This is a genomic window from Streptomyces sp. NBC_01190 (assembly GCF_045039895.1).
In the GTDB taxonomy this organism is placed as follows: Bacteria; Actinomycetota; Actinomycetes; order Streptomycetales; family Streptomycetaceae; genus Actinacidiphila.
In genome coordinates, this window is the sequence record NZ_CP108580.1 from 306753 (window position 1) to 326693 (window position 19941).

Consider the following 19941-nt stretch of genomic DNA (forward strand, 5'->3'; position numbering starts at 1 on the left):
CGGTGGGTGGGCGCTACTGGGAGACGGAGGACTGCGCCGCGGACAGGGCGTCCTTCGGCGACTTGGACCCGGTCAGTGCCGCCTGCACCGCGCCCCACAACTGCTCGGATATCTTGGGGTACTTCGTGCCGAGGTCGTCGCTGGTGCGGCCCTTGGCCGCCTGTACCGCCCGCACCCACACCTTGAGCTCGGGGGTGGCGGCCGCCTGCTGGTCCTGGACCTGCCTGCTCGGCCCGACGTAGGACAGGGTCGTGTCGGTGGCCAGCAGGTTCTTCGCGTTGACCAGGCAGGTCACGATCGTGTCCGAGGCGGTGTAGCGGCCGGTGTCCTTCTGTACGGGCACGGTGACGAACTCACCGCCGGTCGGGGCGGGCGCGGTGCCGCCGGCGGCCGCGGGGATGGCGATGGTGCCGTAACCGAAGCCGGTCTTCTTGGCGTTGGCCATCTGCCAGGTACCGTTCTCGGCGAACGCGTACTGTCCGGTGGTGAATTCCTGCCAGCTCGTGGTCTGGGTGTTGTTGATGACGGAGTTGGGCGCGTAGCCCTTCTTCAGCCAGTCCTTCCAGAGCGTGACGGCGGAAACGGCCTGGTCCGACGCGAGGTCGGTCAGCTTCGCCCCCGCCCCCCAGAGCCAGGGCAGGAACTGGAAGCTGCCCTCTTCGGTGCCGATCGCGGAGAACGTGATGCCCTTCTTGCCCGCGGCCTTCACCTTGGCCAGTGCCGCGTTGAGCGTCGCCCAGTCCCTGACCGAGGCCGGATCCACGCCCGCGGCTTTCAGGACGTCCTTGTTGTAGTAGAGCGCGAGGGTGTTCGCCCCGATGGGCGTGCCGTAGGTCTTGCCGCCGCTCTGGCCGGCGGCCAGCAGGTTCGGCTCCGCCTGGGAGGTGTCGATCTTGTTCTCGTCCGTGGTGGTCAGGACGCCGGCGTCGGCGAGCGTGGAGACGACGGGGTTGTCGACGATCAGGACGTCGGGAGAATCGCCCTGCTGAGCGGCGAGCAGGGTCTTGTTGGTCAGATCCGTGGTGTCGAAGCTCGTTCGCTTCACCTTCACCCCGGCCTGGCTGCCGCAGTTCTCCAGCGTCTTCACCCAGTCGGAGGAGCCGTCGAACTGCGGGTACGGGTCCCAGACGGTGTAGGTGCCGCCGGCCGCGGCCGAGCCGGACGACCCGTGCGAGGACGACGACCCGCACGCGGTGCCCGTGGCCGCTATGACGACGGCGGCCAGCGGTGCGACAGCGAACCGCCACCGGGCGGAAGTGTTCATGGTGCTTTTCCCTCTCGCTTGGTTGCCCGCACCCGCCGTTGGGAACGGCGGCTCCGCTGGCGTCTGCCGGACGCGCGGATCGCTCAGTCAGCGAATCGGTTCGACTGAAGGTAGAACCCGCTCGCACCACCGTCAAGACTGCTGCGGCAACCTCTCTCAGCGCGCTGGCTTTCGAGGCCACTGCCGCCGCCATGACCACCGGGTACCGCAAGGCTCCTGTGTCCCGAATCGATTCGTGGATAGTACGATCGCTTATCGCGTAGGTGGGTGAGGAGCTGCATGAACATCGGAGAGATCGCGCGGCGAGCGGGCGTGTCGCGCAGCACGGTGTCGTACGCGCTCAGCGGCAAACGCCCCGTCGCCGCCGGTACCCGTAAACGTATCCAGCACGTCATCGACGAACTGGGCTACCGGCCCAACGCGACCGCGCGGGCCCTGAAAGAAGGCCGGACCCGGACGATCGGGCTGGTCATCCCGCCGGCCGGCAACAGGCTCACCCACATGCAACTGGACTTCGTCGCCAGCGTCGTCGACTCCGCGGCCGGCGCCGACCTGGACGTGCTGCTCTCCCCGTCCGGCGGCGACCACGACCGGTCCTTCGAAAGGCTCGTCTCGGAGAGCCGGGTCGACGGTGTCATCCTCATGGAGATCCGCCTGGAGGACGCCCGCGTGGGCCGCCTCCTGAAGGCAGGACTGCCCTTCGTCGGCATCGGGCACACGATGGACGACCAGGCGATGTGCTGGATCGACGTCGACTACGCCGGCCTGATCCGCCATACGGTCCTGCACCTGGCCGATCTCGGCCACCGGAAGGCGGCACTGATCAACCGCTCGCCCGAACTCGTCGCCGCGGGCTACGGCCCGGCGATCAGGGCCCGGGAGGGATTCACCGCCGCGATCGGCGAGCGGGGCCTGGCAGGCGTCGAAGTCGCCTGCGGGGACGACGCCCGCTCCGGCCAGCAGAGCATCGAGGGCCTGCTGCGGGAGCATCCGGACCTCACCGCCGTCACCACCGTCAACGAGGCCGCCCTACCCGGCATCCAGCGGGCGCTGGCCGACGCGGGACGCCATGTGCCGCGCGACTTCTCGGTCACCGGCGTCGCGGGCCAACTGTGGACCGAGGACTTCCGACCGCCCCTCACCGCGGCGCACGTGCCCGCCCTGGAGATGGGCGAGAAGGCGGTGGCCCTGCTCATCGAACGCATCGCGGCCCCGCGGACACCTCCCCGCCACATCCTGCTCGCCCCGCCCATCACCCTGCGTTCCAGCACCGGCGCCGCCCCCGCTCACCGCACCGGCGCCGCCGCTCCCCCGCAGGGCGACCCCGGCGGCGCGACCCGCGCCTGACCACGGCACGCCCACCGGTGGGCTGTTGGCATGTCACACCTCATTGACCGTGACGACCTCCAGCCGTAATATCCGTCGAACCGATTCCTACCAATCGGTTCGACACGTCACCCGATGCCTGTAGACGGCCAGTGGCGCCGGACACACGTTGTCAGGTGCGCTCCGCAGCCGTCCGGCACCGACGGTGTCCTCCGACCGAGCCGCCGCTGTCGGCCCTCGGTCCAGCCGGTCTCGCAGCAGGCCACGGGTACCGCGTGCGACGCACAGCCCCGGATCTCACCATCCCACCACGTCCCGTCACAACACCGTGACGCCCAGCCGTAGGAGGAAGTCGATGAGGAAGAGAGCAAAACCGGGCCGTCTGGCCGCAGCCGCAGCCGCGATGGCAGGGCTCGCCGCCTTGCTGGTGATGCCGGCCGCCGCTCACGCCGCCGCCGGAAAGTCGCTGACCGTGGATCTCAGCTCCACCCGAGGGCCGTCGACCGGAGTAGGGGAAGGCTTCCTCTACGGGATCACCCAGGACGGCACGCAGCCGGCCGACCAGTACCTGCAACCTCTGGGGATCAACGCCTTCCGCGGTGGCGGCTGGTTCTCCGGCGGCTGGATCAAGGACAACTACACGTACGGGTCGGCCACCAAGGCCGACATCACCTCGATCACCGCACAGGCCAGGCGGCTGACCCAGTCGCCGTACCACGCCCAGTACCAGGTCCTCATGAGCGACCTGTGGGGGAACAACGGTGGGCAGCCCTCGAACGAGGTGTACCCCTGTGACAACGGCAACTGCGCCAACTGGGTGAGCTTCATCGACACCACCGTGGGCGCGCTCCAGGCGTCGGGCCTGCCGTTCGCCTACGACATCTACAACGAGCCGGACATCTCAGTGTTCTGGACCCGGGGGATGAACAGCACCCAGTACTTCCAGATGTGGGACAGCGCTTACAAGGAGATCCGCCGCGTCGCACCGAACGCGAAGATCGTCGGCCCGTCCCTGGCGTTCACCCCGCAGAGCAACCCGGGTGAGTGGAACACCTGGCTGGCTCACGTCAAGGCAGCGGGAACCGTACCGGACATGATCACCAATCATGACGAGGGCGACGTGGACGACCCGGTCACCGTCTCGCAGTCCCTCAACAACGCGCTGTCGGCCAACGGCATCTCGGCGCGTCCGCTGTCGGCCAACGAGTACCAGCCCGCCGACCGGCAGACCGCGGGCGTCACCGCCTGGTACCTCGCCCGGTTCGCCCAGTCCGGATACACCAACGCGATGCGCGGCAACTGGGCCTGCTGCATGACCCCCAACCTGACCGGAGTCCTGACCCAGAGCAACGGGACCTGGCAGCCCAACGGCAACTGGTGGGCCATGCGCGCCTACGCCGACATGACCGGGACACTCGTCAACACCTCCGGCCTGACCGGCTCGACCGCGATCTCCGCCTCGGAGGACAGCACGGCCAAGCGGGCGGTGGCGGTGATCGGTGACAGCAACGGCTACACCGGTGCCGCCTCGGTGACCTTCAACGGCCTGGCTTCGGTGCCCTGGCTGGCCGGCAACGGGAGCGTCAACGTGACCGTCAAGCGGATTCCCGACCAGTATCCGCTCAGCGCGCCGCAGGTGGTCTACAACCAGAACGTGAGCACCTCGGCCGGATCGCTCACGGTGCCGGTCACGTTCCAGGCCTCGCACGACGCCTTCGCGGTGTACGTGACTCCGGCCGGTTCGACCGGCGGAGGCACCAGCGGCGAGCTGCACGCCGTCGGTGCGGGCAAGTGCCTCGACGTGCCGAACTCGTCCACCACGGCGGGCACCCAGACACAGATCTGGGACTGTTCGGGCGGGTCCAACCAGGTCTTCACCCGCACCTCCTCGAACCAGCTCACCGTCTACTCCGGCAGCAGCCAGATGTGCCTCGACGCGAACGGCCAGGGCACCAGTACCGGCACCAAGGTCATCGTCTGGTCCTGCAACGGCCAGCCGAATCAGCAGTGGAACGTCAATTCCAACGGCACGGTCACCAACGCCCAGTCGGGACTGTGCCTGGACGTGACCGGAGCGGGCACCGCCAACGGCACGCCGGTCGAACTGTGGACCTGCACCGGCGGTAGCAACCAGCACTGGACCCTCGGGTAGTCAGGGCCCGGCCCGCCGCCCCGGCGGCGCCGGTTTCGGCTCGGTGTCGCTGCGCGGAAGCCGGCACCGGGCCGGCCCCGCCGCACCCCTTGTCACTCGCGCCGAGCACCTCTATGGTCCGGAGCAGGGGTCTATGGGAGCGCTCCCATAGACCCCTGCGGAGCGTGTTTCTCCCCCCACCTGCGTGACTGTCGAAGGGACAGCATGAAGACACTCCGGCAAACCTCCCGATCGATCCGCCTGGCCTTGTCGGTGATCGCGACAGCGCTCGCACTCGCCGTCGGCTCCCTGATCGCCCTGACCGTCGCCCCGGCGGCCCACGCCGACACCCAGATCTGCGACCAGTACGGCTCGACCACCATCCAAGGGCGGTACGTGGTCCAGAACAACCGCTGGGGTACCACCGCGACCCAGTGCATCAACGTCACCAACAGCGGCTTCCAGATCACCCAGGCGGACGGCACCGCCACCGGCGGCGCCCCCAAGTCGTACCCGTCCGTCTTCAACGGCTGCCACTACACCAACTGCTCCCCCGGCACCAGCCTGCCCGCGCAGCTCAGCGCGATCGGCAGCGCGCCGACCAGCGTCTCGTTCAGCTACGTCGGAAACGCCGTCTACGACGCCTCCTACGACATCTGGCTCGACCCGACGCCCCGGAAGGACGGGGTCAACAAGACGGAGATCATGGTCTGGTACAACCACACCAACCCCGTCCAGCCGGTGGGCTCGCGCGTCGGCACCGCGAGCGTGGCCGGGCGTTCCTGGGACGTGTGGACCGGCAACAACGGCTCCAATGACGTGATCTCGTTCGTCGCGCCCTCGGCCATCGCCAGCTGGAGCTTCGACGTCAAGGCGTTCGCCAACGAGGCGATCAGCCGTGGTCTGGCCCAGAACTCCTGGTATCTCACCAGCGTCCAGGCCGGCTTCGAGCCCTGGCAGAACGGGGTCGGGCTGGCGGTCACGTCGTTCTCGTCCTCGGTCAACCTCGGCGGGAGCACCTCCGGCGGCTCGACCAGCGGCGGCGGCACCGGAGGCAGCGGCGGCACCGGCTCCGCCTCGTGCAAGGTCGCCTTCGCCCCGCAGACCTGGAGCGGCGGCTACACCGCCAACGTCACCGTGACCAACACCGGGTCCACCGCGCTCAACAACTGGAAGGCCGGCTTCACCCTCCACTCCGGCCAGACCATCACGAGCGCCTGGAACGCCACCATCAGCCCCTCCTCCGGATCGGTGACGGCGACCAACCTTTCCTTCAACGCCCAGATACCCGCCGGCGGCAGCCAGTCCTTCGGCTTCCAGGGCACCTATTCCGGCACCTACAGCCAGCCCACCGGCTTCACCCTCAACGGCGCATCCTGCTCCTGATCCCGTCGCGGCCGGTCGACAGCGCATACCAGCGGGGGCGGGGCCCGGTCCGGGCCCCGCCCCCGCCGGCGTTCAGGTGCGGGTCATCCCAGCGTCCAATGCTGGTTGCTCGCGCCGTTGCAGGTCCACAGCTCGACCAGGGCGCCGTTGCTCGTGGCGGCTCCGGTCACGTCGAGGCACAGTCCGGACTGGACCCCGCTCACGCTGCCGTTGGAGTTGAACGTCCACTGCTGGTTGCTCTGGCCGTTGCAGGTCCAGATGTCCACCTTGGTGCCGTTGGCGGTGCCCTGCCCACTCGCGTCCAGGCACAGCTGGCTGCCGCCGCTGTAGACCGTCAGCTGGCCGGAGGACGTCCGGGTGAAGGCCTGGTTGGCGCCCCCGTTGCAGTCCCAGATGTCGGTCTGGACGCCCGGGGTGGTGGAGGAGTTCGGTACGTCCAGGCACTTGCCCGCGCCGACCGCGTGCAGTGCGCCGCCGGTGGTGCCGGTCCCGCCGCTCGTCGGTCCGGCCTGGGCGATCACCTGCTGCGCGCCGGACGGCCAACTGGTGCCGCTGACCTGGACATTGCCGCTCAGCACGTTGTTGTGCGGGGAACCCGTCGCGACGTTGGTGGAGCCGCCGTTGTACCAGTTCGTCGAGAACGTGCTGTCGTTGGTGTTGTTGTTCCCGTTGGCGTTGGTGAAGGCCCACACGCCGGCGTCCTGGACGACGTTGTTGCTGAGGTTCAGATAGCGGGAGCCCTCATCGAGGTAGAGGCCGACCGTGTGCTGGTTGTCGTAGATGTAGTTGTGGTCGATGCTCGTGCCCGGGTTGGCCGACAGGTTGTAGATGCTGCCGCCGTCGTGGAAGACCTTCTTGGTGCCGTGGACGAGGTTGTAGCTGACCACGGTGTTCTTGAGGGTGGTCGGGGTGCTGTAGACCGGCTGGTAGTTGTACAGCCCGCGGTTGCGGTAGTCCTGGCTGCCGCCGGAGTCGTTGGCGCCCCAGCCCCAGCCGACGTCGATGCCGTCGTAGGCGAGGTTCGAGACCTCGTTGTGGGTGATGACGGCATGGGTGACATAGGTCGACAGGATCCCGGCCATGTCCCGGTAGTCCTCGGCGACACCGGTGATCCGGTTGTTCTGGATGGTGATGTCCTGGTTGGTCATCGCCGTGTTGGACGGGTGGTGCGCGTCCGGCTGCACACCGCCCACCACGATGCCCGAGCCGGAGTCGTCGGAGAAGGTGCTGCCGGTGACGGTGATGCTCGACGCGCCGAGGCCCACCCCGGAGGCGTGGGCGTCAGCGTCGTTGCCGATACCGAGGCCCACCTGACCGAGGTGGGTGAAGCTGTCGCCGGTGAAGGTGATACCGCGGGCCGCGGAGACCTGCACTGCCGCCGGCACCTGGCTCCAGCCGTTGCGAGCCGCTTCGAACAGCGCGCATCCCGACTGGCAGGAGGTCAGGAAATCCGACGGCTGCGTGAAGGCGTGGCCGAGGAACGCGCCGCTCTGCTGGTCGGCGTAGCCGCTGGAGCTGCTGGGCTGGAGCCAGGTGGTGTGCTGGAAGGCGATTCCCTGGACCGTGATGTCGTGGGCGGGGCTGGCGTAGGTGCCGCCGACCTGCAGCAGGGACGTCAGACGGGGCAGCTCGATGTCGTGGGACGTGGGCGACCAGCCGGCGGGCGCCTTGTAGTAGAGCTGTCCCGCCTGGGGGTCGAGGAACCACTGGCCGGTGCTCTTGAGGAAGCTGTAGGAGTTCTCCAGCCGCAGGCTGCCGCCGGCGAAGGGGCTGGCGAGGGTGTCGTAGCCCCAGTTGTTCATGTTCCAGGCCGGCTGCTGCATGGTGATCGTGGTACCGCTGATGCTCTGTACGGGCGCGTAGCGGTCGGTGAAGGAGTTCTGGCTCTCCAGCTCGATCCGGTTCTGCCCCGGCAGCGAGGCGAGGTAGTTCAGCGCCGAGTTGAGGATGGTCATCCCGCCGGCGGTGATCCTCACGTCGCTGCGGGCGATGGAGATCGACGCCCGCGGTGCCAGCGCGCCGTCCACGTAGAGCTGCCGCGAGTCGGCTCCGGTCGGGACCGACGCCGCGTAGATGTTGTTCGAGGAGTCCTTGAGGCTCCACCCCGTCACCTGCTGCCCGCCGGAGAGCACCGGGCTCTGGCCGGCAGCCGCCTGCCAGATGACGTGGTAGCCGTTGCTTCCGGAGTCCCTGGCGCCGAGCACGAGCGGGGCGGTCATGCGGTAGGTACCGCCGGCCAGTTGCACGACGATGTCGCCGCTCATGTTCCCGTCGATGGCCTCGACGGAGGACTTCGCCTGGGTCACGGAGCAGGGAGCGGCGGCGGAACAGGAGGTGCCGCTGCCCGTCGGAGAGACGTAGAGGGTGGTCATGGTGGCCGCGTGTGCCGTGACGGCCGGTGCGGCGACGACGGCGCCGGCGGCGAGGACCGCGACCAGGGCCGCTCTCGGTGGTCGGCGGTGACTCTTACGCGCGCGAAAAGGAAATATCACGGTCGGCTCTCTCTTTCTGCGGTGCGGATGATCGCGGTGCGGATCGTCGGGTTGCGAACGATTGCGGGCGGCGCCCCGGCTTTCGGGGCGCCGCCCGCATCGTCATGGCCCGCTACGCGCTTGAGGGGCGGAGATCTGCGCGCCTTCTTACCCGGCGTAGCACTGACGGCCCGTCAGCTGCGGGTCCATTTCTGGTTGGTGGCGCCGGTGCAGGTCCACAGCTGCACGAGCGTTCCGTTGGCGGTGCCGTAGGCACTGGCGTCCAGGCACAGGCCGGACTGGACGCTGGTGATGGTCCCGTCGGAGTTGACGTTCCATTTCTGGTTGTTCTGGCCGTTGCAGTCCCAGATGATCGCCCGGGTGCCGTTCGCCGTGCCGTTCGCCTCGTCGTCCAGGCACTTGCTCCCGTAGACGCGCAGTTCCTTGGCGGACGTGGTGTTCCACTGCTGGTTGGTGCCGCTGTTGCAGTCCCACAGCGCCACCTGGGTCCCGTTGGTCTGGGTGGAGTTGGGGACGTCCAGGCACCGGTTGGCGTTGGTGTTGCGCAGCGGCGTCGTGCTGCCGCTGCCCGAACCGCTCGTGCCGTAGCCGCTGGCCGTGACCGCGGCCTGTACCGCGTTCTCGGTGGCGTCGGAGGGGAAGCCGGCGGTGATGGCACCCTCGAAGAACTCACCCTGGCCGGACACGCTGTTGTCGCCGCCGGTGCCGAGCAGCAGGGAGCTGTCGGTCTTCATCGGTGAGTAGCCCTTCGGCAAAGCCCCGGAGTAGGTCGTGGTGAGCCCGCCGCTCGCGGCATTGCCGTATTTCAAGGTGAAGTTGCTGGTGCCGTTGTTCTTCTCCAAGGCGGTGACGAACGGGTAATGGACACCCTGGTTGTTGGAGTCCTTGTTCGAGCCGCTGCCGGTGTGGTACATGCCGTTCTCCAGGTCCGCCTCGACCCAGGGACCGGTGCCCGTGCAGCCGCCGAACCAGCAGGCGGTGCCCCAGTAGATGGCGTTCATGGTGGCGTTGCCCGTGTCCGTGTGGGAGTTCTCACCGCTGCCGTAGTCGAAGCAGCACCACTGGTTGACATAGTTGGACGACGTCACCATGTAGATGCCCTCGGGCTGCGAGCCGGTGGGCGCCCCGGAGGCGTGGTCGACGCGGTACCCCACACCCGGCGTCACCTTGACACCGAAGACCTGGTGGCCGCCCGCGGTCACGGGCAGCGCCATCGCGTCCGCCCCGACGTCAGCGCCGTTGGGCCCGGGGCCCTTCCAGTAACCGCCCGAGGAGATGGGCAGGTCGTTGTGGCGGGAGGTCTGGTCGTAGATCTTGGTGATCGTGCACGAGGTGTTGGCGCAGAACGAGATCTGCGAAGCCCCGTCGGCGTAGCCGCCGGTGGTCAGCAGGCCGATGTCACGGTAGCTGTGGTCCGAGGAGCGCTGGACCTGGTACAGCGGCCCGCTGTAGGCCGCGAACAGCGCGCGGGTGGTGGAATGCGCGCCGATACAGGGCGTCCCGCCCGCCGCGTAGAGGTCGCACGGCAGGGACGAGGCCGCCGCGGCCTGGGCCGCGGCCGGGTGCGCCGCCGGCCGGGCGCTGTCCGGCCCGCTCGCGACAGCCCGGCCGCCGAACACCACCGCGGCCATCGCGACGGCCAGCAGGAAAATCATGATCGGTCTCACACGGCGCAGACCTGGGGATCGGGACGACACAAAGACAGACACAAGTCTTCCTTCCGAGGGGGGCCGGCCGCGGCGTCCGGCGGTGCGGACGGCGGACGCGGTTGTGGCACGCTGAGGGACGCGCCCACCGGTGACAGAGAGCGGGGGGAGTCCGGCCAGAGTGGTGGCGCGCAGATGTGCCACATCTGCGTCACCTCTTTTTCCGAGATGGATCAGTCTTATTGAGGGCTGATCACCCCAGGGCACATCGGAGCGGGGGCAGCGCGGACGCGCTGTCTCACCTGGACAGCTCCGTCTTTTAAGCCATCGGATACTCCTGAGGGGGAAGAATGCGTCCGCTCCGCAGTTTGTGAGCGCTCACATTCGGGCGTGGGGGGAAGCAGGCGCACCTGCCGTACGGCTGTGCGCCTGGTTGAGGTGCGGTGATATGAGACTGACACATTCCCGGAGGGAACCTCAAGGGGTGTGACACATATAGCTGGATCAGACTCCCGTGATGGTCCATTGGTTGTTGGTGCTGGAGTTCGGCGCCCACAGAACCGCCGTCGAGCCGGCTGTCGTGCTGCCGCTCCCGTCGAGAGCGGTGCCGGTACCGCGGTTGATGATCTGGTAGCGGTTGCTGCCGACGCTTTTCAGCGACCACTGCTGGTTGTTGCCGCCGTTCCACGCCGACTCCCGGGCGGGGGCGCCGTTGGCGGTGTTGCCCCAGCTGTCGGCGGCCATCCCATTGGTGTTGTTCATGATGCGGTAGTAGCCGTTGCCGAGGTCGACGAGCTGCCACTGCAGGTTGGTGCTCCCGTCGTAGTTCCACTGCTTGAGGTTGGAGCCGGAGGCCACACTGCCGCCGCCGTCGAGCACCAGACCGGTGGTGGCGTTGGCGATCTTCATCCAGGTGGTGGAGCCGCCCGGTGCGTTCAGCACGGGGATCTGCCCGGAGAACGTGAGCTTGACCGTGTACGCGAGCGCGCTGAACGGCGCGTTGGACGACGGCATGGCGAAATGCAGGCCCGAGCTGTCCTGGGTCGGCGCCGGCAGGCTGACATACGTCCCGGCGGCGTTGTTCAGCAGCTGCGCTCCGGTCAGGCCGCTCAGGTTGATCCGGTTGGAGTTCAGCGTCGCGATGGTCATGGTGCCGCCCTGCCAGCCGAGGGCGGTGGCGTAGAGCACCTTGTTGTCCTGGCTGCGGGTGAACCGGATGTCCTTCGACGTACCCGCCAGCGGTCCGCTGAACGTGCCGCCGCCCATCGCGGTCGGGCCTTCGCCGTAGGCCGTCCAGCTTCGGGTGCCGTACACCGCCTCTCCGAAGCGGCCGAGCCAGTCGCCCATGGCGAGCAGGATGGTCTGCTGTCCCGAGGGAATGGTGCCGTCGGCCATCGGGGCGATGTTCAGCAGCATGCTGCCGCCCTTGCTGACCCGGTCGATCAGCGAGTGGAGCAGGGCCTGGGTCGTGTAGTAGCCGATGCCCGCCGTGTAGCACCAACTGGAGGAGGAGATGCTGTCGTCGGTCAGCCAGTAAGGCGTGAGGAGGCCCGAAGGACCGCCCCGCTCGAAGTCGTAGACCTCGCCCTTGGCGTCCAGGCCGTCCTTGTAGGTGGCCACGACGTCCTTGTTCGACGCGACGGCCTGGTTGTAGTAGTACGCGAGGAACTGGAGCCGGGCGGATTCCTGCACCAGGCCGAGGTCGAAGTCCTGCCAGATCAGGTCCGGCTGGTAGCCGTTGATGACTTCGACCAGCTTGTTGTACCAAAGCTGGTTCTCCGCGGTCGAGCCCTGCTGGCCGAACAGGATCCGCAGCGTCGCGTCCGACTGACTCGGCACATGGTCGTAGTAGCCGTTGAAGTGGTACGCGTGGTGCAGCGACGCCATGAACTTCAGCCCCTGGCCGCGGATGGCCTGGGCGTGCAGCCCCACGAGGTCGAGCTTGGGCCCGTGCTTGACCGAATTCCAGGGGTTGGCCTGGCTGTTCCACATCGAGAAGCCGTCGTGGTGCTCGGCGACCGGTCCGGCGAACTTCGCCCCCGCCGCCTTGAACAGTTGCGCCCAGGCGTTCGGGTCCCACTTGCCGCCCTGGGAGACCAGCTTGGGGGCGAACTGCACGAGGTTGCCCGCCTTGTCGCGGGCGCCGTCGATGAAGTTGTTGTACGGCCACACGGAGGGGTCGCCGTAGGTGTTGATGTGGTGCTGGTTCTCCGCCGATCCGCCGATGTACATATTGCGGGGATACCACTCGTTGCCGAAGGCGGGGACGCTGAAGACGCCCCAGTGGTAGTAGATGCCGAACTTCGCGTCCTGGAACCAGGCCGGGGCCGGGGGGTGCTGGTCGACGGAGGTCCAACTGGCGGTGTAGCTGCCCGGCCCGTCGGTGGCGGCCGCTTCGGGGGCGAATCGCAGCAGACCCGCGGCTGTGGTCGCGCCGGCGGCCGCGAGCAGCCGGCGTCGGCTGATCTGGAAGGGTGACGAGGACATGTGGGGGCCTCTCGTTTGTCGGAGGTACGCTCCGGGTGGGTGCACGGGCGCCGGGATCCGGGGCGCCGGTGGGGAACGTTCCCGGCGGGCGCCGACCGGATGGCTCGCGCACATCCGGTCGGCGCCGTGCCGTGGTTGAGGGGGGACGGTGCGGCTGCTCCGCGCCGGTCAGCCCATCAGTTGTGCGTCCACTTCTGGTTGCCGCTGCCGTTGCAGGTCCACAGCTCCAGCAGGGTGCCGTTCGCCGTCCCGGCGCCGGTGGCGTCCAGGCACAGGCCGGACTGGGTGCCGGTGATGGTGCCGTTGGCGTTGACCGACCACTTCTGGTTGGCACCACCGTCGCAGTTCCAGATGTCCACCTTGGTGCCGGGGCTTGTGCCCTGTCCCGCGGCGTCCAGGCAGTCCCCGCCGTAGATGCGCAGCTCGTTGGCCGAGGTCGTCGTCCATTGCTGGTTGGCCCCGCCGTTGCAGTCCCAGAGTTCCACCTGGGTGCCGGCCGTCTGCGCCTGGTTCGGCACGTCCACGCACCGGCCGGAGGCGGTCCCGACGATCGCCGCGACCGTGCCGCCACCGCTTCCCCCGCTGCCGGGCTTGATGGACAGGTTGTCGAACTGCGCCGTCTCACCCTGGCTGGTCCCGTAGCCGATCTGGCCGCCGGCGTAGGTGTAGTCGGTCACCGAACCGACCGGTGAACCGTCGATGACGGCGGCGACGGTGTTGCCGGCGAAGGACAGTGCCAGCGAGTGCCACCGGCCGGTGCCCAGCGCTGTGACCGTGCCGTGGGCGAGGGTCGTGACGCTGCCGTTGGTGCTCGAGCTGAGGATCGACCAGGCTCCGGTGTCGCTCACCCGCAGGCGGTAGGCGTTCAGCCCGCCGGTGCTGCTGTAGTCCTGGGAGTTGGCGCGGCCGATCAGGTCGGCGTATCCGGACTGTTCGAGCAGCACGTCCGAGGAGACGGTGTAGTTGCTCCAGCTCACGTCACCGAGGAGGGCGTGCGGATCGGACAGCGCGTCCCAGGTGATCGGCTTTTGCGGGCTCATCTGGCGTACGCAGGTGCCGGTACGGCCGCCGCCGCAGGAGACCGTCTCGAAGGCGCCTTGCCAGTCCATGAGGTATTTCGCCTCGGAACCGGTGGCGTAGCTGTCGAAGGAGTCGCTGTAGGGAAGGCCGAGGTTGCCTGAGGCGGGACTGGTGGCGGTGCCTTTGCCCTGGCCGGTGGTGGTGGTCAGGGTGTACACGTAACCGGGCTGGGCGGTCAGGCTGAAGCTGCCGCCCGACGGCGTGATGTCCGCGGCGTGGACGAAGTAGTCGGCCTGGTTGGAGGAGTTGACCTTCGTCGACCAGACGTGCACGGTCCCGGTGGACAGTCCGCCGGCCACGCTGAAGTTCAGCGTCTGAGCACTGCCGGCGTCCATCGTCTCGATGACCGTCGAATAGTCGGAGTTGTTCGTCGACTTGAGGGAGACATAGCTGCCGTTGTTCCGGCTGCCGCCGATGTATCCGCTCGAACTGTCGAGGTAGTGCCAGCCCGGGGCGGTGAACTGGGTGGTCTGCGCGGTGACCCAGGCGTTCTTGCCGATCGCGTAGGAGCCGGACCACGGCTGCGCGGCCAGCGCGACGCCCATCGTGGGATAGGGCAGGTTGGGGGTGATCGCGGCCACGACGGGCCAGTTCAGATAGGCGGTCATACGGCCGTCGATGTAGCCCCGGTTGATGCCCCGGGCCAGCGCCTGCGCTCCGCCGTTGTAGTCGTCGGAGCCGTTCTCGCTCGCCCAGAGCTGTTTGCCGGACGAGGTGGCGGCCGACGGGACCGCGCAGTTGGTCTGGGCGGAGCGGTATCCGCACGGATAGTGCGTGCCGAGGATGCCCACCGCGGCGGCGAACGCCGGATTGGAGTCGACGTCGTTGGCCACCGACCAGTCCGAGTCCGCCGCGACGATCTTGATGGCGCCGTAGCCGTTGCTGTTCAGCGCGGTGCGCAACTGCTCGTACCAGGCGATGTTGTAGCCGCGCTCGTTCCACCCGCCGAGATAGTCGATGCTCAGGTTGTGCTGCTTCGCGCAGCCGAGCCAGGACAGCAGGTAGTTGATGGTGTCCGTGGACCAGAAGTTCCCGCCGCCGATCCAGCCGGGCGCGCCCCAGGCGAGCCCGTAGAGCTTCACATTGGGATTGCGCGCCTTCGCCTGCCCCATCAGCCACCATTCGTAGCCGGCGTTGCAGTTCACGGTGCCGCGGGTGTGCTCGATGCTCGGCTCGGCCCCCGAGGTGGAGTTGGTGTCTCCGCCGATCTCGGCCTTGAGGATCTGCAGGGAGGCGCCGTAACCCGGCTTGAACAGATAGTCCAGGATCTGGCCGCGCTGGGGCTCGGGATAGTCGATCAGCAGCCGGCTGTTGCCACCGCCACCGCTGATCGCGCCGACCCCGTCGAACACCCGCCCCGACGACGTACCGTTGATCGTGATCGAGGTCGCGGCCTGGGCGGGCCCGGCGGCCGTGGCCACGACGCCGCCGGCGGCGGCCAGGACCAGACCGGTGAGTACGGCTGTCGAAAGCCGCAGGTGCCGCCGCAATCGACGGAAGACTGACATGAGGCATCCTCTCGCTGGCGGAGCAGAACTCGGTGCGGGATGACCGGCCGCGGCCCGGCGAGCGCGCGGCCGATCGCCGCGCCCGGCGGCGGGGAGTACGCCGGGCGCGGGATCGAGCGCCGCTCGGATCGGACGAGCGCCGCTGGCTCAGTTCAGCGACCACCGCTGGTTGGGCTGCCCGTTGCAGGTCCACAGTTCGGCCAGCGCGCCGTTGGCCGTCGAGCCGCCGGTGACGTCCAGGCACAGGCCGGACTGCGCGCTGGTGATCGCGCCGCTGGAATTGAGCGTCCACTGCTGGTTCAGCCCGCCGTTGCACGGCCAGGTCACCACCTTGGTTCCGGCGGTGGTCTGGTTGTTGTACGCGTCGAGGCAGAGCTGCGAGCCACCGGAGTAGACGGTGAGCTGATGGGCGGAGTTGCTGGTCCAGGTCTGGTTGGCCTGGCCGTTGCAGTCCCAGATCTGCGGCTGGGTGCCCGCGGTGGTGGACGAGTTCGGGACATCCAGGCACTTGCCCGCGCCCACCGCGTGCAGCGCGCCGGTCGCCGTGCCCGTACCGCCGCCGGTCGTACCGCCGGCCACCCGGTACATCACCGTGCCGTGCGCCGGCACCGATGCGCTGATCGCTCCCGAGGTGGCCGACACCGCCCCCGACCACAGATCGGTCAGGGTGTAACTGGACGCGCCGGACTTGCCGATAGCCGCGGCGTTCGTGGTGATGGTCGCGGTCGACCCGGTCTCGTTGAACAGCGCGACCGACACATCACCGCCCGCCAGCGGCTTGGCCAGCACGTCCAGACCGCCGGAGGAGGACACCATGGTGCCCTGCCGGCCCAGCGAGTCCTGGTCCACCGCGATCACCCGCGTGTTGGTCAGCGTGGCCAGCGTGGCGGCACTCGCCGACGCGATGTTGGTGCCCGCGATCAGCGGCGCCGCCATCTCCGACCACAGGCTGAACTCCGAACGGGCCTCCGTCACGGTCAGCGAACCGTTTCCGACCTCCAGCATGTCCGGATCGTTCCAGTGACCCGGACCGGCGTAGGAGGCCAGCCCCACGTTGCTGTGGAAGATCGAGAGCATGCTGGAGAAACTCGCGTTGATGTCACCCGTGGTGCGCCAGCTGTTCCCCACCCCCGCGCCCCAGCTCCACGGGTTGTCCTGGCCCCAGTTGCACAGGCTGAACAGGATCGGCCGACCCGTCGACGCCAGCGCGTCCCGCATCACGGTGTACCGCGTCTGGGCCGGCGTTTCGCTGCCGTTGGAGCAGCTGTTCAGCGCGCAGCCCGGGCCGGCGTAGCAGTTGTCGTACTTGAGGTAGTCCACGCCCCAGGACGCGAAGGACTGCGCGTCGGTGCTCTCATGGCCGAGGCTGCCGGGGTACCCGCCGCAGGTCTGGAGCCCCGCGTCCTCGTAGATGCCCAGCTTCAGGCCAAGCGAGTGTACGTAGTCGGCCGTGCCCTTGATCCCGTCGGGGAACTTCGACGGATCCGGTACCAGTCGGCCACTGCTGTCCCGGGAGTGGGTCATCCAGCAGTCGTCGATGTTGACATAGGTGTAGCCGGCCGCCTGCATGCCGTTGGAATGCATCGCCTGCGCCGTGGACTTGATCAACGACTCCGACACATTGCACCCGTAGGCGTTCCAGTCGTTGAAACCCATCTGCGGAGTCAGGGCGAGACCGTTGCCCAGCGCGGCGGCGGGGGCCGCCGCGCCGAGCGCGAGCAGGGGAACGGCGACAGCCGACAGGACCAGTGAGCAGACCAGTGCCAGCAGTCTGCGGAACGCCGTTCGCGGCGAGGGCGGAGACCACCGCCTGGCTGGAAAAAGGATCAGGGACATGACGCATCGACTCCTCGGCCGGATGGGGGGAAACGGACCGTCCCGGAACTCAGCGGTAGCCCGCCGCGGTGATGTTGGCCTGCACCGCGTTGTCCGTGGCGTCGGAGGGGTAGCCCGCGACGATGGCGCCCTCGTAGAAGGTGCCGGCGCTGAGGTTGGCGCCGCCTCCGGGCTTGCAGCAGTCACCGCCGCTGCCCAGGACGATGGCTCCCTGCTTCTTCATCGGGTTGTACCCGCTGGGCAGAGCGCCGTCCCAGAGCGTGCTGAGGCTGCCCGACTGTGCGTTCGCCCCCTTGAGGGCGAATCTGGACGTGCCGTTGTTCTTCAGCATCGCGGTGACGAACTTGCTGGTGAACGCGCGCTGGTTGGCGTTCCAGGACTGGCTGCCGCCGGGGTACAGGCCCCATTCGAGATCCGCCTGCACCCACGGGCCGGTGCCCGAGCAGCCGCCGAACCAGCACTGCTTGCCGAAGTTGATGGCGTCCATCGCGCCGGCGGCGTCCGCTTTCCGGTCCGTCTCGCTGTTGCCGTAGTCGAAGCAGCAACCGCTGTTGACGTGCGTGCCGCTGGTCACCATGTAGGCGCCCTCCGGAGCGGTCCCGGTCGGGACGCCGGTCAGATGGCCGTCCCGCCAGTAGCTGTTCCCGGGATTGATGTACAGCGAGTACGCCTTGGTGCCGCCGGCGGTCAGCGACTCGGTGGTCGCGGCGGCCGGGCTGCTCTGACTCGATCCCGGTACCTGGGACGATCCCTGATACCACAGGTCATTGCCATGGCCGGACTGATCGTAGACGGCCGTGATCACACAGGAGGTACCCGAGCAGAACGAGTCCTGCGCGGCGGCGTTCGCGTTGCCGCCGGCGGCGAGTACCGTGATGTCCCTGGTCGCGCTGTCGGACGAGCGCCTGACCTGGTACAGCCGGCCGGTGTAGGAGCTGAACAGCGCGCGCACCGTGCTGTGCGCGGCCACGCACGGCGTACCGCCGGCCGCGTAGATGTCGCACGGAGCGGAACCGCCCGTCGGCGGAGTCGTCGAAGAGCTCCACCGCTGGTTGCTCTGTCCGTTGCACGTCCACAGGATGACGGCGGTCCCGTTGGCGGTGCCCGCCCCGTTGGCGTCGAGGCACAGCCCTGACTGGACCCCGGTGATCGAGCCGTCGGAGTTCTGCCGCCAGGTCTGGTTGGACTGCCCGTTGCAGGTCCAAATGATCACTGCGGTTCCGGGCGCCGTCTGCCCGTTGGAGGCGTCCACGCACCGGGTGCCGCTCATCGTGCGCAGTTCCCCTGCGGAGGTGAACTCGAAAGCCTGGTTCGCCTGACCGTTGCAGTCCCAGATCTGCAGTGTGCTTCCCGGGGTGTCGGCGCCGCCCTTGACGTCCAGACACCTCCCGGACGCCGAGCCGACCAGCGGCGCGGTGACCGCCGAGGCCGGGGCCGACCAGGTGATCGCGGTCACCAGCAAGGTGGCCAGCAGGGCCATCACGCTGACGACGGCGGCCACCGGTGAGCGGGACCGGCGGGAGGCCCGGCTCCGAGCTGCGAGGGAGGAAGACTTCATTGGCTGTCCCTTGGAATGTGGGGGGAAGGGCGGCAGGGAGGGCTGTTCCCGTCCGCCGGGAAACGCCTGATCGCTGCCGTTCGCGGGGCGCCGGATCCGCTTATTGTTAGCGCTAACTTCGGACGGTCCAGATCTTTCCCCTCATTCGACCGATCGGAGGATCGCGAGAGCGCGACACGTCCGCTGCGAGGGCCGCGAAAAGCGACCGGCGGACATGGGATGAATCTATAGGCCCGGGACTGGTCGCTGTCCAGACCCGTGCGTCCCTTGTCTTTCCAACCGCGACCTCCGGCGCCCCCGGGTCACCCGGCGGCAGCGGCAGGTGTGATCACCCGGAAATTGGGGCAGAGATGGGCTCGCGGCGGCCGTCCTGCCACGGGTCGCCGGCAGACTCGTGGCGCTCCACATGCGAGCGCAGCCACTGCTCGGTGGTGTTCACGTGCAGGAGGGCGGCGGCCTCGGCCACGGCCGGGTCCCGGGCGGCCAGCGCCGCGTAGATCGCCTCGTGTTCGGCGATCGTGCGGTCGGCGGCGTTGCTCTCGACCAGGCCGCGCCAGACCCGCGCGCGCACCGTGCGGCTGGAGATGCCTTCCAGCAGGCTGGTCAGCGTGCTGTTCCCGGTGGCCGAGACCACGGCGCGGTGAAAGCGGCATCGTGCCGGTTGAGCGACTCCACGTCGTCGCGGGCGCCGGTCATCGCGTCCAGGTGTCCTCTGACCTCGGCCAGGGCCCCGTCCGAGATCCGGCGGGCGGCCAGTGCCGTCGCCGCGGGTTCGAACATCCGGCGGATCTCGGTCAGTTCCAGCAGGGTCTCGCCGCGCAGCAGTTCCACCGCCAGGCCCAGGCCCTCCAGCAGCAGCGCCGGCTCCAGGCTCGTCACATAGGTGCCGTCCCCGCGCCTGATCTCCAGCACGCGTGCCACCGCCAGCGCCTTGACCGCTTCCCGGGTCAGGTTGCGCGAGATACCGAGCGCGGAGGCCAGTTGCTGTTCCGGCGGCAGTTTGGCGCCGGGCGGGAGTTCACCCGACCGGATCAGCTCTCTGATGCGTCTGATGGCCCCGTCGGTCAATGACATCGATCGGCCCCCGCTTCCCGCTGCCGCGGCGGGAAGCCTAACAGGACATCCCATGTCAGCAGCAGAGCGCGGGGGGGCGACGTGGCAGACCGCCGGCCGCGGAGGCGGACGGGCCGCCCGGGCGGCGCGGTGGGCGACGGCGGTCACGCGGCG

General features: G+C 68.6%; 10 protein-coding genes and 1 pseudogene. 3 read left to right on the forward strand and 8 right to left on the reverse strand.

All coding sequences use genetic code 11. The features are described from left to right. Positions 1 to 13: 13 nt before the first annotated feature. Positions 14 to 1264: an extracellular solute-binding protein gene (locus OG519_RS01370; RefSeq protein ID WP_405577579.1), complete on the reverse strand. Its 1251-nt coding sequence runs from the start codon at positions 1262 to 1264 to the stop codon at positions 14 to 16. A 279-nt stretch (positions 1265 to 1543) separates the two neighbouring features. Between OG519_RS01370 and OG519_RS01375 the strand changes: the two genes are divergently transcribed. The 3 genes from OG519_RS01375 (at position 1544) to OG519_RS01385 (ending at position 6107) form a co-directional block, all read left to right on the forward strand. Then, a complete protein-coding gene (locus tag OG519_RS01375) occupies positions 1544 to 2611 on the forward strand; it encodes a LacI family DNA-binding transcriptional regulator (RefSeq protein ID WP_405577581.1) in 1068 nt (355 codons plus the stop codon). Between the two features lie 334 nt (positions 2612 to 2945). Then, positions 2946 to 4742 carry an RICIN domain-containing protein gene (locus OG519_RS01380; protein ID WP_405577583.1) on the forward strand — a complete coding sequence of 599 codons (1797 nt, stop codon included), beginning with the start codon at positions 2946 to 2948 and terminating at the stop codon, positions 4740 to 4742. A gap of 204 nt (positions 4743 to 4946) precedes the next feature. Beyond that, entirely contained in the window at positions 4947 to 6107 is a 1161-nt protein-coding gene (locus tag OG519_RS01385) for a GH12 family glycosyl hydrolase domain-containing protein (protein ID WP_405577585.1), read from the forward strand. 83 nt (positions 6108 to 6190) lie between these two features. Here OG519_RS01385 and OG519_RS01390 read toward each other — a convergent pair whose 3' ends face one another. The 7 genes and pseudogenes from OG519_RS01390 to OG519_RS01420 form a co-directional block, all read right to left on the reverse strand. After that, on the reverse strand, positions 6191 to 8599 hold the full coding sequence (locus OG519_RS01390) for a ricin-type beta-trefoil lectin domain protein (protein WP_405577587.1): 2409 nt from the start codon (positions 8597 to 8599) through the stop codon (positions 6191 to 6193). A 173-nt stretch (positions 8600 to 8772) separates the two neighbouring features. Next, complete coding sequence (locus OG519_RS01395) at positions 8773 to 10254, reverse strand: arabinofuranosidase catalytic domain-containing protein (protein ID WP_405577589.1); 1482 nt, start codon at positions 10252 to 10254, stop codon at positions 8773 to 8775. Between the two features lie 495 nt (positions 10255 to 10749). Further along, on the reverse strand, positions 10750 to 12732 hold the full coding sequence (locus tag OG519_RS01400) for an alpha-L-fucosidase (RefSeq protein ID WP_405577591.1): 1983 nt from the start codon (positions 12730 to 12732) through the stop codon (positions 10750 to 10752). A 176-nt stretch (positions 12733 to 12908) separates the two neighbouring features. Further along, the gene (locus OG519_RS01405; RefSeq protein ID WP_405577593.1) at positions 12909 to 15320 is read right to left on the reverse strand and encodes a ricin-type beta-trefoil lectin domain protein; all 2412 of its coding nucleotides are present in this window, start codon (positions 15318 to 15320) and stop codon (positions 12909 to 12911) included. A 147-nt stretch (positions 15321 to 15467) separates the two neighbouring features. After that, entirely contained in the window at positions 15468 to 17156 is a 1689-nt protein-coding gene (locus OG519_RS01410) for a glycoside hydrolase family 27 protein (RefSeq protein ID WP_405577595.1), read from the reverse strand. A 49-nt stretch (positions 17157 to 17205) separates the two neighbouring features. Then, on the reverse strand, positions 17206 to 18636 hold the full coding sequence (locus tag OG519_RS01415; protein WP_405592396.1) for a lectin: 1431 nt from the start codon (positions 18634 to 18636) through the stop codon (positions 17206 to 17208). A gap of 406 nt (positions 18637 to 19042) precedes the next feature. Further along, positions 19043 to 19788 (reverse strand): annotated as a pseudogene (locus OG519_RS01420) (FadR/GntR family transcriptional regulator). Positions 19789 to 19941 lie beyond the last annotated feature (153 nt).